The organism is Fibrobacter sp. (genome assembly GCF_045112255.1).
GTDB lineage: Bacteria > Fibrobacterota > Fibrobacteria > Fibrobacterales > Fibrobacteraceae > Fibrobacter.
The window spans coordinates 1-14,470 of record NZ_JBGUHR010000128.1; the positions used below are offsets into that span (position 1 = coordinate 1).

16 protein-coding genes are annotated in these 14,470 nt (G+C 52.9%); 13 read left to right on the plus strand and 3 right to left on the minus strand.

Going from position 1 to position 14,470, the window contains the following annotated elements:
* Positions 1 to 16 precede the first annotated feature (16 nt).
* The 8 genes from ACJMM9_RS16560 to ACJMM9_RS16595 all read left to right on the plus strand — a co-directional run bounded on the left by ACJMM9_RS16560 (position 17) and on the right by ACJMM9_RS16595 (position 8,798).
* On the plus strand, positions 17 to 565 hold the full coding sequence (locus ACJMM9_RS16560) for a hypothetical protein (protein WP_405329459.1): 549 nt from the start codon (positions 17 to 19) through the stop codon (positions 563 to 565).
* Position 566: 1 nt separating this feature from the next.
* Positions 567 to 2,519, plus strand: coding sequence for a terminase gpA endonuclease subunit (locus ACJMM9_RS16565; protein WP_405329462.1), 1,953 nt, complete (start codon positions 567 to 569; stop codon positions 2,517 to 2,519).
* 11 nt (positions 2,520 to 2,530) lie between these two features.
* On the plus strand, positions 2,531 to 2,842 hold the full coding sequence (locus ACJMM9_RS16570; protein ID WP_405329465.1) for a hypothetical protein: 312 nt from the start codon (positions 2,531 to 2,533) through the stop codon (positions 2,840 to 2,842).
* A 127-nt stretch (positions 2,843 to 2,969) separates the two neighbouring features.
* Positions 2,970 to 4,181, plus strand: a complete 1,212-nt coding sequence (locus ACJMM9_RS16575; protein ID WP_405329468.1) for a hypothetical protein — start codon at positions 2,970 to 2,972, stop codon at positions 4,179 to 4,181.
* A gap of 12 nt (positions 4,182 to 4,193) precedes the next feature.
* Complete coding sequence (locus tag ACJMM9_RS16580) at positions 4,194 to 4,730, plus strand: phage major tail tube protein (RefSeq protein ID WP_405329471.1); 537 nt, start codon at positions 4,194 to 4,196, stop codon at positions 4,728 to 4,730.
* A 438-nt stretch (positions 4,731 to 5,168) separates the two neighbouring features.
* Positions 5,169 to 6,527 carry a phage portal protein gene (locus ACJMM9_RS16585; RefSeq protein ID WP_405329474.1) on the plus strand — a complete coding sequence of 453 codons (1,359 nt, stop codon included), beginning with the start codon at positions 5,169 to 5,171 and terminating at the stop codon, positions 6,525 to 6,527.
* The gene (locus ACJMM9_RS16590; protein WP_405329477.1) at positions 6,514 to 7,437 is read left to right on the plus strand and encodes an ATP-dependent Clp protease proteolytic subunit; all 924 of its coding nucleotides are present in this window, start codon (positions 6,514 to 6,516) and stop codon (positions 7,435 to 7,437) included. The genes ACJMM9_RS16585 and ACJMM9_RS16590 overlap by 14 nt, the downstream gene beginning before the upstream one ends.
* Before the next feature lie 11 nt (positions 7,438 to 7,448).
* On the plus strand, positions 7,449 to 8,798 hold the full coding sequence (locus tag ACJMM9_RS16595; protein WP_405329479.1) for a major capsid protein: 1,350 nt from the start codon (positions 7,449 to 7,451) through the stop codon (positions 8,796 to 8,798).
* Positions 8,799 to 8,848: 50 nt separating this feature from the next.
* On the opposite strand, the gene ACJMM9_RS16600 is transcribed toward ACJMM9_RS16595, so the two are convergent.
* From ACJMM9_RS16600 to ACJMM9_RS16610, 3 genes are read right to left on the minus strand one after another with little or no spacing between them, the layout of a single operon-like run.
* Complete coding sequence (locus tag ACJMM9_RS16600) at positions 8,849 to 9,466, minus strand: hypothetical protein (RefSeq protein WP_405329482.1); 618 nt, start codon at positions 9,464 to 9,466, stop codon at positions 8,849 to 8,851.
* A 1-nt stretch (position 9,467) separates the two neighbouring features.
* The gene (locus tag ACJMM9_RS16605; protein ID WP_405329485.1) at positions 9,468 to 9,794 is read right to left on the minus strand and encodes a hypothetical protein; all 327 of its coding nucleotides are present in this window, start codon (positions 9,792 to 9,794) and stop codon (positions 9,468 to 9,470) included.
* The gene (locus tag ACJMM9_RS16610; RefSeq protein ID WP_405329488.1) at positions 9,791 to 10,354 is read right to left on the minus strand and encodes a hypothetical protein; all 564 of its coding nucleotides are present in this window, start codon (positions 10,352 to 10,354) and stop codon (positions 9,791 to 9,793) included. The genes ACJMM9_RS16605 and ACJMM9_RS16610 overlap by 4 nt, the downstream gene beginning before the upstream one ends.
* 28 nt (positions 10,355 to 10,382) lie before the next feature.
* Between ACJMM9_RS16610 and ACJMM9_RS16615 the strand changes: the two genes are divergently transcribed.
* The 5 genes from ACJMM9_RS16615 to ACJMM9_RS16635 are packed head-to-tail and all read left to right on the plus strand — an operon-like array spanning position 10,383 to position 14,467.
* A complete protein-coding gene (locus tag ACJMM9_RS16615) occupies positions 10,383 to 12,257 on the plus strand; it encodes a hypothetical protein (RefSeq protein ID WP_405329491.1) in 1,875 nt (624 codons plus the stop codon).
* Positions 12,251 to 12,637, plus strand: coding sequence for a hypothetical protein (locus ACJMM9_RS16620; protein WP_405329494.1), 387 nt, complete (start codon positions 12,251 to 12,253; stop codon positions 12,635 to 12,637). The genes ACJMM9_RS16615 and ACJMM9_RS16620 overlap by 7 nt, the downstream gene beginning before the upstream one ends.
* Before the next feature lies 1 nt (position 12,638).
* A complete protein-coding gene (locus ACJMM9_RS16625; RefSeq protein WP_405329497.1) occupies positions 12,639 to 13,058 on the plus strand; it encodes a hypothetical protein in 420 nt (139 codons plus the stop codon).
* Between the two features lie 8 nt (positions 13,059 to 13,066).
* Positions 13,067 to 13,321 (plus strand): hypothetical protein, encoded by a 255-nt coding sequence (locus ACJMM9_RS16630; RefSeq protein WP_405329500.1) that lies wholly within the window; start codon positions 13,067 to 13,069, stop codon positions 13,319 to 13,321.
* Positions 13,322 to 14,467 (plus strand): hypothetical protein, encoded by a 1,146-nt coding sequence (locus ACJMM9_RS16635; protein ID WP_405329503.1) that lies wholly within the window; start codon positions 13,322 to 13,324, stop codon positions 14,465 to 14,467.
* Positions 14,468 to 14,470: the final 3 nt, after the last annotated feature.

Here is a 14,470-nt window from a genome sequence, read left to right on the forward strand (position 1 = left end):
TTAAGGGAGGCAAACGATGCCTAAAGATACGAAGACAAAGGCCGCCAAGACTACGCGGTCAAAGAAAACAAGCGCGGTATCGACAAGCGAAGCCATCGACGCAGTAGCAGCGGTAAAAAAGCAAACTGCGGATGCGTACGAAGCCGCGTCGGCGGATAGAGCGGCGCGCCTCGCCGAACGCTCGGCGATACGTGATGAGACTGAAGAACTCAAACTGCGCAAGCTACGCGCGGACGTGGCGATCCTTGAGTGCAAGGCGACGAATGAGAATATCGCGTTGCAGAGGCGTCGCGATCTGCTGTGCTACAAGGACGCAGCAGTCGATCAATTCTCTGCCGTGATTAAGATTGTGCATGATGCCATTGAACGATTGCCGCATACACTACGGGATCGTTGCCACCTCGACGCGGCACAGACGGAAAAGGCGGCGAAGGTCATTGAGGAATTGCTCGTTGAGTTGTCCAAGGTGAAAGTCGAATTGAAGTCGGCTGACGAAGTGGACTCGATGGCAACGGGATCACACAGGAGCAAGAGGGAGGTGAGAGCGTATGCCAGTAGAGACTGATATGTTTACGATCCCGTGCTTCGCGCATCTCGCGGCGAAGACAGTGGATGAATGGGCCGAGGATAACATTATTCTACGGGATTCAGGGCGCTTGCGCTATGCGGAAACACCGTGGATGAGAGAGCCGACCAGGGCGGCGGGGGAAGTGTACACCACATGTCGAGTTGTGATAAGCACACCGGCACAGAGTGCCAAGACAACGGCGATCATCGCGGTGTTGTGCCACCAAGCGGTGTATCATCCGGCGAACACAATGCTACTTCTTGACACAGAACACTCGGCGCGGCGATTGGTCAAGAACAGGCTAAAGCCGGCGTTGCGTGACTTCGCCAAAGTGCCTTCGTTGCAGAAAGGGCAAACATCCGGCGTGTTGGATGTGAGCGCCGAGAACTTTAACATCGCACTGGCGAGCGGTGCGAACCTTATTGCGGGCAGCGCCAAGAGTGTGTCGGCATTGGCATCGACGCCGATTCAGCTTTTGTGCCTGGATGAAGTGGATAGGTATGCCAGGGAACTCGATGGCGAAGGCGATCCGGTGACACTGGCAATCAAGCGCACCTTGCGGTATCGGCATTCGATGACGTTAATGACATCGACGCCGACGATTCCCGATGGCCGTATCACGCAGTACTACGGCTTAGGGACGTGCGAGGTGTGGTCGGTGAAGTGTTCGGCGTGTGGCGCGTGGATGCCAGTCCATTTTGACGACATAGACTTCACGGGTAGCACGCCGGTTTATGCGTGCCCGTTCTGTGGACAGGTTTACGCGGAGAAAGACGTTATTGAGCTTGAACATGGGTACGCCCCACCGGAGAACAAAACGCCGTACAGCGACAAAAACGGGCGAATAGCGAGGTCGTTCAAAGTGACGGCTCCACTTGTGCACTCGGCGTACACGTGGGACAGCATCGAGGCGGAGCGACGGCAAGCGGAGGCGATCGGGCTTCCCGCGATTAGGTCATGGCGTAATGTCACGGTCGGAGAGCCGTACGAGCCGCCTTCTATCGCGATCACGGACTTCACAGGATTGCTGTCCAGGCGTCTTATGTACGACCGGGAATCACTGCCCGAATGGGTCGCATTTACCGTTGCGGGCGTGGACACACAGGACAATCGATTTGAGATGGTTGTTGCGGGATATTCTGTTGATACGCTCAAATGCGTTGTGATAGAGCATCGCGTGTTCTTCGGGGACGTGATCAATGATTCGACGGTGTGGGAAGAGTTGAAAGGGTACATTGGGCAGACGGTGTTCAAGACGGTAGACGGCCGATCGCTGCCGATCGGTCTTACCATGATAGACGCGGGCGGCCATGCTACGATGTCAGTTTATGCGCTTGCACTGCAAAGCCCGTATGTGCGTCCGGTTCGCGGACGTTCGTACCGCATGGCGGAGGAAGAACGACAGATCATTGACCGCGTGCAACGGCGAGCACTTAATTCTGTTGGCAATGGCGCAGGCCGTATCGCGTTGACGTGGGTGAATACGCGGTATTGCAAAGACTTGTTGTACTATCGCCTTGGCGAAGTCATCCAAAACAGGGATTGCGGCCTGTACTTTTCAGCCGTTCCGGACCTGAATCAGAATGAGAACTTCTTTGAACAGCTCACAAGTGAGGAAAAGTACGAGACGAAGAATGGCATCTCGCTCTACCGCGTGAAGGCGGGTCGACGAAACGAGGCGTTAGACTGCATGGTGTACGCGATGGCGGGCGCGGAATCGGTGCGTTTGTCATTGTGCCAGCTCCCATCGGTCACGACAAAGCGCGGGATTGATGATGAAAAGCCACAGGAAGCACCGAAAAAAGAAGCGAAAAACGAACAAAAAGCGTTGCAGAACGTGGAAAATACGAGTAATATAAAATCGGATAGTAGTACGAGTATGCCTGTACAGGCGCAGGCACAGCCGACGGAGCTGCCGAGAGCGCATCGCAAGCGCTTGAAGCCGTTGTAGGGAGTGCGAATATGGCGGAATACAAGCTCAAAAAGCCCATCATCACAAGCGCGGGCGAAACGATCGAGGTATTAAATCTTGATTGGGATAGCTTATCCTTTGGCGACTTTTCGACGGTGCGCCGAGTCCGGCTTATGATGGGTGAGGTGAGCGCGAGCGACAGCGTGTCCCCCAAGTTAGATAACGGCTTGCGTATTGCGCTCGCGTGGGTTGCGGCGGTGAAAGGAACGAAGGGTCTTGTGGTTGAAGATTGCGTGCGCCTGTCAATGCTTGACACGCTCGAACTTTCGGACGAATGTTTCGACGGCTATCTTACGGCTTGAAGGGACTTGCCACGAGAGCTCGTGGTTCTGTCCGTAACCTATCACTGTTCAATGCTTGACTTGTACAGGATGCCCATAAGGGACATCATCGATGTGATAAACATCATTCATGCCGGAGGTGGTTGACATGAGTTATTATGGCGTAGATTCAGAGCTTCTAAGCTCGCAGGCCCTAACGCCCGTCTCGACGGAGACGGTGCTTGTCTTTGTGGGCAATTCCGCATCGGGCACGGCGAACGAGCCCGAACTTATTTCGTCTTATTCAGATTTCAAGTCAAAGTTTGGAGCGAGTACGACGTTGGGCAGCGATGGGCTTGCTACCGCCGCGCGTGTCGCGTTTGAGCGTTGCCACATTAAACAGGCGGTATTCATTAGCGTCGGTGTCGGCGCGGTGTCTACGGATGTTGACATGAGCGACATGATCGGCGACGCGACCGAGCAGACCGGACTTTATGCTATTCAGAAAGTTTATCCGAGACTCGGCCTTGTGCCTTCGCTGGTCGTTCCCACGATCTTCGCGGATGAGAGCGACGTGCGCGAAGCGGTGGAGGCTAATTGCACGAAGATCAATGGGCACTGGGACTGCATGTACCTGTACCAGGTCATTGAGAACGCGGATGAAGTCATCGAGGGTACGCACATCGTTAATGCGACGAATGTTCGTTCACGCAAGCGTGGAAGCTCCGAACGCGGTATCCCGTGCTGGCCACATGTGAAACTCGGCAATGAATACGTTGCGGCGAATATCTATATTGCGTGCCTTATGGCGCTTGCGGATGCCGACTACAATAACATCCCGATTCGCACGCAGGGCAATCTCTCGGCGGCTGCGATGAGCGGAATGTATTTGCTTTCAGATCAGACCGCGCCGCTTGTCATGCCCGAAGAGACAGCGACGCAGCTTGCGGATTCAGGTATTACAACGTTTATCAATGTTGGCGCGGGCCGATATTACACGTGGGGCGATGGCACAGCGGCGTTGTCGCCAACGGGCGTGGATGACGAGCGCAGTCGCTTCACGAGCACCATCCGGGTTTTGCTCATGCTCGGAAATCGCTTCCAGCAAATATGGCGCAATACCATAGACGCGCCGCTTGATCTCTCGCTTCGTAACGCGATCCTGGCAGAGGAGCAGGGATACCTTGATTACCTCAAATCGCAAGGCGCGTTGCTTGGCTATCCCAAGTGCGAGTTTCGTTCGGATGACAACACGGTTGAGACTATCCAGAGCGGTAAATTCTATTTCACGAACATTCTCACAGTCACTGCGCCTGCGCGTTACATTGATCTCAAGATCGTGTTTACGTCCGAGGGATACTCAGTACTGCTTGCCGCGTAATGGAGGTGGACTATGCTTAAACAGATTGAACGATATACACAGGTCACTGGAACATCCATCTACGAGTGCGACGATAAATGGCAGAGCAATAGTGAGCCATCGGCGGTGGATGTGGCAGTCACGCTTCCCGCGCTCGAGTTCGAGAGTGCAGACGTTCAGTTTATGGGAACGTTGTCCGTTCCTGATACCACGCGTCTTGGAAACATCCAGGTCACGGCGGCATTGGAGTGCGACAATCCTAAGACGCGTCGGCTTGTCGGCCCGGGGTTGAAACGATGGCGTATTTCGTGGGTTCAGAATATCGTTTGGCCGAACCAGACGCAGACCGCCGTCGGCTTCACAGTGTTTGCCGCGGGCTATGTGGCGGCTGTCCCTGACGGCGCGAAAGAGCTCGGTTCGGCTTCTACCGCGGATTACACAATGAATTGCGTGTCGATTTCGAAGAAAGATTCCACGGGATACCAAGCGTACGACGTTGACCGTGCCACAGGCAAGCTCATCGTGGATGGCGTAGATTATCGCGCCGACGTTAATAGGTTTTTGGGGTAGGGTTTTCTCCCGTTTGCGAGCCCCAAAAGTAGGCCGCCCGCGCGGCGGCCAAGTCTTAAATGGAGGGAACGATGGAAGCACCGCGGACGTTACGCGAAAAGTTAATGCAGGACAGGGCGAGGCTCTATGAGTTTAGGGACGCGTTGAACAAAGCGATCCTGGAACTTATGAGCGGCGCATCCGTTGTGAGTTATTCGCTTGGCAATCGCAGCGTGACGCGTTCCCGGTCCTCTCTCGGCGATATGCGTGCCGCGTTGAGGGACATCGACAGAGAGATATACGAGATTGAGGCGATGCTTAGCGGGCGTCCGGTTCGAGATACATCGACGTACACGTATCAAGACCCCCAATTCCTTATTCCCCCATTTTTCTTTTGAGTGAGGTGACCACAATTTAGACGGATTCAATGCAAATGCGGGCTCGTTTACGTCGCAAGCGATGGCGGGCTTCTTTGCACGCTCAAAAGACGCCAATTCTGATATGCGGTCGCGTCAGACGATTGTTGAGCGTGCACGTTACCTTGACTGCGTGTCCGATGTGGCACGTGCGTTCCACAGCGTCATGCTTGGCGGTGTTGTGGGTAGCGGGATTCGATACGCCGCGCCAAAGCGGTCCACGCGGCTCGATTATTCGGGCAGCGGCCTAGAGGAGCGGTGGGCAGACATCGCGTCCACGACGTGGTTTGATGCCAGGGGTATCAAGACATTCACGCAGTTTGAGCAGTTGGTGTTTCGCACATTTCTCGTAAGTGGCGAGTGCTGGCTGTTTCGGAAGGACCACGGCTGGATTGCCAAAGAGCCTGATTGTATCCGCACGCCCAAAGCGTTTGGGAAGGTGGATAACGTCGTTGAATTGCCTAATGGCAATATCATCATTGACGGCATCGAGCTCGAAGACGGCAAGCCCGTTGCGTGTTATGTGTGCGACGCCTCGAAAGGCGAGGAAACGTACGACCGCGCCGAGTATATGGGCGAGGATGGCTTGCCTATGGTGCTTCATGTGTTCATGCAGGAACGCCCGGACCAGGTGCGCGGTCTCCCTCTTGTTGCGCCGATTATCTCGCAAATATGGTCGTGCTATGCGTACGGCGAGAGTGAGACGCAGATGGCAATCTTGCAGACAAATATGTCGCTGATTATTACGACAAACACGAATCCTACAATCAATCCGTTCGCGGGATTGACCGTTCGCGATTTGGACGCGCCGCTCGTACCGCCTACCGAGGGCGAGAAAGCAGAGCCTAGCAAGGACTTTGCGTGGATTCCGCCAATGGGGGACTCAGGTTTGTTCGGCTTGGTTGACAAAGCGCATTATATCAAGCCAGGACAGACCAGGCATTTGAGCGACGGCGAGGATATTAAATTCGTCGCGCCGACTTCGCCTCACACGGGATTTATACAATTTTGCGAATACCGTATTCGTATGATGGGCGCGGCGATTGGGATCCCGGAACAAGTCCTGAGCGGTCGGTTTGACGCGAACTTCAGCGCAGTCAAGGGCGCGTGCAGTGCGTTCAATCACACGGTTCGTCAGTATCGTAGTGTTTTGATCGAGCAATTTTTGCGGCCTGTTTTCCGTGTCTTTCTGAGCGAGATTATCAGTGATCCTGAAATAGCGGATTTGATTGCATTTGAATCCCAGTGGTTGCCAAACGACAGTCCTTTGACACTCGATCCGAATAAAGAGATTGATTTTTATCTACGTGCCATTGAGGCAGGTCTTATCACACGTGACGAAGCAGCGGAAGCACTGTTCGGGCACAAAGCGAATGGCGAGGTAGTAAATGCGGGAACATGAATTTTATATCATAGCTGATATTCTGGAAGAAGTTGCGCTTGACTTCACAAAGTGGCTTAATACGATACCAGACGGCGTTGACGCATATGTTACAATTTTGTCACATGGTGGCTTGTGCTTTGTGGGCACAGGTATGGGACAAATGATTCTGAACGCGCGTTCGCGTGGTATCCGATTCACGGCGGATGTATACGGGATTTGCGCCAGCGCGGCGTCCGATATTGCATTGGCTTGCGACCGTATCCGTATGGCGCGCGGCTCACAGCTTATGATTCACAGTGCGTATAATGCCTTTTTAGACACTATTGACGAAGGCATTTTGAGAGCCAACGAAAGCCAGTTAAATATAATTCATCTCCATTTTCCGGAATACTCGGAAAAGGATCTGAAAGAAGACAAGTGGATAAATGCAGATGAAGCGGTGTCGCTTGGTCTTGCGGAATATATTGACAATAACGATGAGAGCGTAAGCCTTGCACGGGCGAGGGTCGCTGCGTGCTACGGTATGCGCAAAGGAGTGACTATGGAAGAGACGAAGGTGAAAGCCGAAGAGACAAGCGTGACTTTTACACAGGAAGCGCCCGAAAAGAAAGAAGAGGAAGCGCCCGCCAAGGCCGAAGATCGCTCGATGGAAGATGTCATGGAGGCCGTCGTGAATCGCCTCGATGAGATCGAGCATCGTTTGGCTGTGCTCGAAGGCGAGGGGAAAAAGCAGGATGACGAGATGGCCGAGTGCGGATCGAATGATGAAAAGCGCGCATTGCTTAACTCTCTCTATGCGCGTTTGCTTCGTCCGACGGCGAGCGCGGCTAAACAGAGCGATGACAACGCACCTGAAGCACATTCACAGCAAGTCGAAGAGCTTGCCGATTTTTCAAAACGCGTAAACGTGTCTGATTACATTCGATAAGGAGGCGAACTATGGCTAATACTATTTCTGTTACATCTACCGTAACTCAGGCGAAAACTTACCTGATTGAAGCGCCGAAAGCGAAACTTCTTCAGGAAGTCTTTTTCCCCACTGGCAGCGAAGATGAGTTCGTGACCAAAGAAGTTTTGTTCGACCTTGACGAAGGCGATTTCGGCGTTGCTCCGATGGTCTCTAAGGGCTACAAAAATGAGAACGTGGTCACGTGGAAAGCCACGGCCGTTGAGCCGCCTCGTTGCGGTCTTGAAGTATCCATCGATCCGACGGACAGGGACCGACAGCTTTTCGAGTCTCTTATGTATAATGCCAAGGGCAATCGTGCGATTGCGTTCCAGGATTACAAACGCATTATCGCGGCCCGCGCGGCCGAGCGCGTCTCTCGTAAGATTGAACAGCTTTGTGTTAGTGTGTTGCTGAATAACGCGATTGAAGGGACGATGCCTAAATCGCCGACTGATCCTACCGAGGTTCCCATCGAAATCAAGTTCTATGACGATTCGACGGGCAATCAGCAGCGTTACCTTCCCGCCAATGCGTGGGGACAGAATGGCGCAACGCCGTACGATGACATTTGCGCAATGGTTCAGGCACTCTCCGTCCATGGCGGTGATCCTCGTATCCTTCTTATCAGTCCTGAAGCCTATGCGCTTCTTGCCCTCGATGAGAAATACCAGGCATTTTTCAAGACCTATCACTCCGAAAAGAGTGTATTGACCGGCGATGATTATTCAGGCGCTCGCAAAGTTGCCGACTGCGTCTTCCTCGGCTATCCCCTCGACATCGTTGTTTATGGCGGTGGGTACAAGGATGAGAATGGCCGCATGGTTCACTATCTTCCCAAAGGTTTCGTGTGCGTCCTCGATCGTGGAATTGGTCACACGCTTTGCGGCGGTTGTGTGCTTTGCGATCCCGTTGCTGTCATTTCTGAAGATGTCAATAGCGACGCTTTCCGTCAGATGCGCGGTAAGATTATCGGTTCTCAGTTCATCGATCTTCGCAACCAGAGCGTGTCGGTCCGTATGGAATCCCGCCCGCTTCCTGCGCCTTGGCGTAACTGGACGTGGATCACGATGGACGCACAGAACAACAACGCCATCTCCGGCGGCGCGGTCGGTCCAGTTATCAGCGTTGAGTTCGAGTCCGATGATGAGAACGCGACACTTCCCGCTGACCTTAGCAATCAGCTCGGCGGTAGCGCGGTAACGATCGCGGATGCCACGACTACGACTTCAGGTGTGTCCTTCGACGGGTACTATGTCAATGGCGTAAAGCAGACCAAAAACAGTGATGGCAAGTATGTCTTGCCTAACGTCGATTGCATTTTTGAAGCACGATTCGCATAGTCTCGGCGCCTAGTAAAATGAAAGCCCACAGGACTCTGTGGGCTTTTTTGTCATAACCACTCGTTAATAAATGTGTTTATGTCAGTCTCAGTTTCAGTGCATACCGCTTTGGGGAGCACTTGTGCGTAGCTCGTATCGATGCGTGATGTGATAAATGGAAAATCGGGCAGTGAAGGCTCAGGCGGTGTGATGGAGATGTCGCCGAGCGAGAAAGGCGAGGCACGCAATATGCGCGCAATCCTAGAGGTGAATACGATGCAGGATTGATATAATTCTCGTTGCGCGTTTTCTCGTGTGTATTCTGTGTTTTCGTCGATGACGTACTTCCCTTCGTGTTCAGGATCAGGGACGGCTTTTTCGGCATCCGCTACCGACGGGGAAACAAGCGCGGTGTGGAGCTCGATGCGCAGCGACATTTCGCCAACAGTGGACAGTGTTGACGAAGACAACATGACGGTGACGGATGGCACGCAAACGGGGAATCCGCTATCATTGATTTCATCGGGCGGGCAGACAAGGGGATACACTCTCGGTGTTGCAAGTTTTGCCTCGGCGGTGCTATCTGTCGTTTTGAACAAGAAGCCAGACCATTTGTATTGCTGGAAAGCCGTTTCGAGATAATTACATATTGCATGAATGACAGACGTTGCGTCGAATAGTGTTTCCATATTAGTTCCCTTTTAGTAAGCCAATGTTGCTGACGCCCATTTCGTCGGACATGGTTGTGACCTTGTACGCGGTATCGTTTACATAAATCGTTTGGCCGACGCGTATGTGTAATTCTGCTATGTCCATTGTTGGCACAAGCAGCATCCACGCATAAGATTGTGGCGGATTCGTGCCAGTGTTGTTGTCGATGAGATTGTTTTGCAGCGAGCCAAACGTGTTGATAACGTTACTTGATGAGATTCCGATTTTCAGTGCTTCGCCATAATCCTCGGCGTCGCCGAGGAATACACTTTTGATGTCGGTGGCAATTAAATTCTTTAGGCTCATAGCAGTTCCTCCCCTTGCAAAACTTCGTCGGCGGCTTCGCCGAGTAGAGCGTCCCATTCGGATTCTGATATTGTGTCCGGCATACTCCACGTGGTAGCCACAGGCATAATTTTATGTGTTTTCCGGTCTATCGCAAAGACCTGTTTTCTGTTTTTCCCGAAAAAGAATGACACGCTCCCCGGCGTGAAGGCGTCTCGAATATCTGCATTATACACGTCTATGCCTTGCGCGGGAAGTGCTCGGCGGTTGTCAGAGTTTGATTTGGTGAATACCCATCTACCGCTGTCGAGCTTCACGCGGTGGGGCACGCAAGGCACGCGGCGTGCACTGGGAAGGTCTGTGAATATCGTTGGAAGGTTAATCGGATTCTGATACGCGCCGAACACGCCCATTGTTTTCCCATGTTCCCGCGTTTTGAATAGGGGCTTGACGGCCTTTCCGGTGACTCTACGGCCTTTTATCTTCGCGAGCACGTCGGCTTTTTTTGACGCGACCTTGTAGATTTTCCTGAGTATTCTCGCCTTGTCTTTTGGCGTGATTTCGTGTAAAATTTCGTCCATGGTATAGCATCCTTTTGGAGGTGTACGTATGAGTGACCTGCGATCTTACAACGTGTCGATTGAGCTAGAGAATGCAGACCGCATTAACCTTGAACTCGCTCAAATAAATAAGGGCTTGAAGGGGATGCGTCAAGAGGCATCGAATATGCAGTTTGACGATGCCACAAAGTCGCTCAATGCGCTGAAACGCAGTATAGCAGAATCCGCGAAGGCGGGGAATGATGTGTCGAAACAGCTCTCTGCTTATGACAAGGGCGTCAAGGCGCTCTTGGATGACCTAAGCAAGCAGGCGACGCTGATTAACTACTCTATGACAGAACAGGGGAAGGCGGATCGTGCGCGTATTAAGGCGCTCAAAGAGCGGTCTGACCTTACGAAGGACGAAGCGGCCGAGCTTCGCGCTCTCCAAAAGACTGTCATCGAGGGCACGGACGAAGAACTCGCACAGCTCAAAGTCAAGAATAAGCTCCTTCGCCTTCAGGCCAAGCAGGGCCAGGAACAGCTGAAAGCGGAAACGAGAGAACGTAAGACTCTCAAAACGCTTCTTAAAGAAGACCTCAAAGGCATAACAGATCGGATTAAGAAGCAGAAAGAGTTTATTGCGAGCTTGAAAACGACTGAAGGCCGTTACAAGGCGCTCAAAAAAGTCGGTAGCATGGCGCTCAAAGGCGGCGCGGCGATTGGAGGTCTCGCCGCCGCGGGGATCGCCGGCGCGGTGAGCGCGGCGGATCGCTTCGTGGAGGATGAGGCCGCTATGCGCCGTATGAAAGGCCCGTTTACTGAGCGAGATAGGCGGGAATTGCTCACACGGATGCGCATAGAGACGGGCGCGGACACCAACGCAATCGTGGATGCCGTGAATCGTGTGACTTCGACGCTCAAAGGCTCCACAAACGAAGATGTCGTTACGGCGGCAAAGGCAGAGCTTGAATTTCCCGGCGCGGCCGCGTTGTTCCAGGCATCGACACGGGAAGGCCGACGTGGCAAAGAGTACGGGCGTTTGAACGAGCGCTTGCGTCTCTTGCAGCAAAGGACGGGTGTGAACCTTGGCGACGCCATGGACGCCGCGCGTCGTAGCCGCCTTGGCGGTAATCGGTGGAGTCAGATGCAGTATGTCACGGCGTACGCGGCTTTGCAGGGGTCATCCGCCTTTGCGGGAAATCAGGAAGCCATGGAACGAGCGTTAAACGCGTTTTTGCGCAAGGCTGATCCGTCTAAAGACCTTGGCGAACAGCTGAAGGCGTTCAAGTGGGATACGTACGTTTGGCGCGCACAGGACAAGAACGCGGTGCGCCGTGGTATCGCTTCCATCGACGCGGAATCTTTGTCAAATGTCGTTGGAAAAGGCGGCATGACCACTCTACCGACGTCGGCAGAGACGACCGCCATGAAATTGCGCGAAATGCAGCTCAAAAAAGATGAATTGTTGCTCAAATTCGTTCCGATAGCTTCAAAGCTCGTGGACAAGCTCGCCGCGCTCATCGACAACGGCACAATCGACAAGCTGGCGGATGCCCTTGTCGGCCTTGTGGAGTGGCTCGCGAATCGTTTGGATGACTTGGCATCGCTTGGCGCTACCATCGGGAAAGGCGTCGCATCCGCTGTCGCGGGTGTCGGCGAGTTTTTCAGTGGCGAGAAAAAGCGTCCGACGGATGAAAGCCGTTCAACGGCGCAGAAATCGAATGGCGGTATCGCGTTTGGACGTTCGATCGTAGGCGAGCGCGGGCCGGAACTTGTGATCCCGTTGGATTATGCGCGAAGTGGACGCGCCGCCCAGGTTGTTCAGAACTTTACACAGACGTTTAACATGGCAGGCAATCAAACCACGGGGCAGAGCCTAGGGCAGGCTGTTCGGCGCGGCGCGTTCGGGCGCTCATTCATTGATGCGAGGGCGACATGGTAGGCTTTTTTATTGTAAAAACTGTTGACGGCAACACGTGCGAAGCGCGGTTAGAACACGATAGCGCCATTGAGGGGACGTTCTATCTGCCATATATGAATCGGCGGGGGCAGTGTGATATTGCAGCGGGAAGCCGCTTTTTTGGCGTGTTAGACCCTACAATCGGCTTTGGCGCGTTGCTTGTCGGCTTTGAAAATTGCGATTTTCAAAAAAAGTTTGGCGATAGTATCACGGTGAGCGGTACAGTGCAGGCGAATGAGTGCAAAGCGGGCGATATATCGCTACATGATCACCTTCACGACGCGGGCAAGGGCACGTTGAATAGCCCATCGGGCCCGTGCACAGGAACAACGGGCACGCCTATCATAGTACCGGGGGGATGATATGAAAAACGGAATTATCATAAAAAGCGTTGAACACGCCTTCCCAGACGAAGCGGGATACGATGCCGGCGCGGCTTTGGAAGTATCGGACAGGCGGTGTTATGATTATTCGGGCTCGCCGCAAAGTATTCGCAGGCGTCGCTTCACGAAGGGCAAAACGCACACTGTGTCATACACATTGAATCATTTTGATTGTTCTGATTTCATTCAGGCAATTTATGATTTAGAAGATATGGTGGGTAAAACGGGAACGCTTGTTCTGCATGGCCGTTCGATGGGACTTGTGCTCGTTCAGAGCGTGTCATTCGCGATTGATCTTGACGGCTTGGGCAGTGTCAGCGCGGTCGGCGTGTCTGTGAGCTTGCCCTCGGCGCGCTTGCCGTCTGCGCCGAGTACCGCTGAAGTACGGACGCAGACGTAGGAGGATATATGAGTGTAAAAATTCAAGATTGCCTTCGTAATTTGGGCTTATGTCGCCCAGGTGAACATCCGCTTTTTCGCGGATATGGCCTGAATGATGTGGATTCGCCGTATGGCTTATCTTACAGCGAGGTAAAAAATCAGGTCGCCGCGTATTATCCGGATGTGGATTCTGTGTCCATTGAACGACGTTCCACGGCTGGTGATCTGGCGCTTGGGCAATACCGTTATACGATAACATTTCGTGGCGTGGAGGGCAGATAAATGGCTGATTTGATACCATATACTACTGAGCAAATTCTTGATCTGTTCAAGGCGGCGTATTACGAGCAAACCGGCGAGACGTTGCGCATCGGCTCTGAGGAATTCGCATTTTCGACCGTCGCTTCTTATGTTTTGCGAGTATTTGAGCAGGCAATGAAACGCGGTGCGGATGCTGTCAGCATTAACACAGCAACAGGTGAGGCGCTTGATAATATCGCTGCATCTTTTGGAATTACACGTCCGGGGGCAACGGCGTCGCGTATGGCGATTGCGCTTGAAAGTATATCGGGATCGACGGTAGTTCTCGACGTTGGGCAGATCGTGGCGACGACCACGCAAAATGTTGACTTCAAGAATATCGCGCCGGTATCGCTGCCAGGCGATGGAACGACGGTAAGCCTGTTTTTGTACTGCGACGAATTGGGTAGCCAGTATAACGGAATGATCTCTGATGGGATCGAACTGCCTGACACAGTCCTACTCATAGCGAGCAGTGCATCTAAGGGCGCGATCGATTCCATGGAAGAATATACACCTGAGAACGACGCCGCTTTTCGTGCGTATGTCCTTGAAGGTATCAAGGCACTATCCGTCGGCACGGCGTCGTATTATGAGTATGAGGCCAAAAAAGGTTATGACGGGATCCTGGCGGATGTGTATTGCTTACGGGACGGCGATACGGGTTTTGAGGCGGGAAAGGTAAAGATTAAAACTTTGTTTGTGTCGTCGATTGCGACAAAGGCTTACAAGATGATGATAAATAGTATTATCCACGATTACCTGTCTTCGGATGCCGTGAAATGCGTTACAGATTACGTTGAAGTAGCCGAGGGCGAGTCCGAGTATTTGAACATTATCGGGATTGCTATTTATTACGAGACGCGTTTTCAGGCGTTGAATAGCGACGGCATCTCGATTGCGCAAGCCCATTTCGAGCGCGTGTTTGCAGAATATCGAGAGAGATTATTAACACATTTCAATATGCCTTATATCGAATCCGCGTTGGAGGCTATGCTTTGCAAGCCCGATGAAAACGGCGTGTACGCCACGACGTTCAAGAGTAACGCGTCGTACCACAAACCAGGGGTAGGTAAAAAGTTCATTATTTCGGCGCAGTGGAAGAATGCAACGGTGACCTGGATTTAAGGG

Coding starts and splice junctions, on each gene's coding strand:
- ACJMM9_RS16560 (WP_405329459.1), top strand. CDS start 17: ATGCCTAAAGATACGAAGACAAAGGCCGCCAAGACTACGCGGTCAAAG.
- ACJMM9_RS16565 (WP_405329462.1), top strand. CDS start 567: ATGTTTACGATCCCGTGCTTCGCGCATCTCGCGGCGAAGACAGTGGAT.
- ACJMM9_RS16570 (WP_405329465.1), top strand. CDS start 2,531: ATGGCGGAATACAAGCTCAAAAAGCCCATCATCACAAGCGCGGGCGAA.
- ACJMM9_RS16575 (WP_405329468.1), top strand. CDS start 2,970: ATGAGTTATTATGGCGTAGATTCAGAGCTTCTAAGCTCGCAGGCCCTA.
- ACJMM9_RS16580 (WP_405329471.1), top strand. CDS start 4,194: ATGCTTAAACAGATTGAACGATATACACAGGTCACTGGAACATCCATC.
- ACJMM9_RS16585 (WP_405329474.1), top strand. CDS start 5,169: ATGGCGGGCTTCTTTGCACGCTCAAAAGACGCCAATTCTGATATGCGG.
- ACJMM9_RS16590 (WP_405329477.1), top strand. CDS start 6,514: ATGCGGGAACATGAATTTTATATCATAGCTGATATTCTGGAAGAAGTT.
- ACJMM9_RS16595 (WP_405329479.1), top strand. CDS start 7,449: ATGGCTAATACTATTTCTGTTACATCTACCGTAACTCAGGCGAAAACT.
- ACJMM9_RS16600 (WP_405329482.1), bottom strand. CDS start 9,466: ATGGAAACACTATTCGACGCAACGTCTGTCATTCATGCAATATGTAAT.
- ACJMM9_RS16605 (WP_405329485.1), bottom strand. CDS start 9,794: ATGAGCCTAAAGAATTTAATTGCCACCGACATCAAAAGTGTATTCCTC.
- ACJMM9_RS16610 (WP_405329488.1), bottom strand. CDS start 10,354: ATGGACGAAATTTTACACGAAATCACGCCAAAAGACAAGGCGAGAATA.
- ACJMM9_RS16615 (WP_405329491.1), top strand. CDS start 10,383: ATGAGTGACCTGCGATCTTACAACGTGTCGATTGAGCTAGAGAATGCA.
- ACJMM9_RS16620 (WP_405329494.1), top strand. CDS start 12,251: ATGGTAGGCTTTTTTATTGTAAAAACTGTTGACGGCAACACGTGCGAA.
- ACJMM9_RS16625 (WP_405329497.1), top strand. CDS start 12,639: ATGAAAAACGGAATTATCATAAAAAGCGTTGAACACGCCTTCCCAGAC.
- ACJMM9_RS16630 (WP_405329500.1), top strand. CDS start 13,067: ATGAGTGTAAAAATTCAAGATTGCCTTCGTAATTTGGGCTTATGTCGC.
- ACJMM9_RS16635 (WP_405329503.1), top strand. CDS start 13,322: ATGGCTGATTTGATACCATATACTACTGAGCAAATTCTTGATCTGTTC.